The 1,059-nt window shown below is 69.2% G+C and carries 1 protein-coding gene; it reads left to right on the top strand.

The genetic code is table 11. The annotated features are described in order from the left end of the window. On the top strand, window positions 1-1,047 hold a 1,047-nt coding region (locus DM816_RS42010), incomplete at its 5' end, for an IS701 family transposase (protein ID WP_162908446.1). Window positions 1,048-1,059: the final 12 nt, after the last annotated feature.

The raw sequence follows: 1,059 nt of genomic DNA, 5'->3' as shown, positions 1-1,059 counted from the left end.
TGGGACTACCAGCAGGTGCGGGCGAACGTGGCCAGGTGGGCGGTGCAGGCGATCGACCCGGCCGCGTATGTGGTCGATGACACCGGGTTCCCGAAGGACGGCACCGCTTCACCGTGTGTGGCCCGGCAGTATTCGGGCACGCTGGGCAAGACCGCCAACTGCCAGATCGGCGTCAGCGTGCAGATGGTCACCGACGCCGCGTCGGTGGCGGCCAACTGGCGGCTGTTCTGCCCGGCGTCGTGGGACGACCGGACGGTTGACGATCCGGCGCGGACCCAGGTGGTGCGCGGCAAGCGCTCTGGTGCCGGTATCCCCGACGAGGTACGGCACCGGGAGAAGTGGCGTCTGGCCCTGGACATGCTCGACCAGATGATCGGCGAATGGGGGCTGCCACACCGGCCGGTGGTCGCCGATTCCGGTTACGGCGACAGCACCCTGTTCCGCCTCGGTGTGGCCGAACGCGGCTTGTCCTATGTGGTGCAGGTCGACCCGACCGCTACCGCACATCCGGCCGGGGCGGTGCCCGTGGCCGTCGCCTACAGCGGCCGTGGGCGGCCGCCCAAGCCGGCCTACCCGCAAGCGGCGGTGCCGTTCAAAGACCTCGTGCTGGACGCCGGGCGCAGCCGGGTGCGGCAGGTCACCTGGCGGCGCGGCACCCGCGCCGGCACCACGAACCGGCAGGCCAAGATGCGCTCACACTTCCTGGCACTACGCATCCGCCCCGCCAACCGGGACATCCCCCGCGCCGAAGACGGCAGCCTGCCCGAACAGTGGCTGATCGCCCAATGGCCGCCAGGCGAACCGGAACCGGTCAAGTACTGGCTGTCCAACCTGGACAAGCGAACACCACTGAAGACTTTGGTCCGGCTGGCGAAGATCCGCTGGCGGATCGAGCACGACTACCGCGAACTTAAGACCGGCCTCGGGATCGACCACTTCGAAGGCCGCTCCTTCATCGGCTGGCACCGCCACGTCACCCTCGCCGTGCTCGCCCAAGCCTTCTGCACAATGCTGCGCCTGGACCCAAAAGTGGATGCGCCGGCCTGACCCTCTACGCCG

Source organism: Allorhizocola rhizosphaerae, from assembly GCF_003426775.1.
In the GTDB taxonomy this organism is placed as follows: Bacteria; Actinomycetota; Actinomycetes; order Mycobacteriales; family Micromonosporaceae; genus Allorhizocola; species Allorhizocola rhizosphaerae.
Note: the sequence above shows the minus strand (reverse complement) of the source record. Positions and strands in the feature narration are given on the sequence as shown.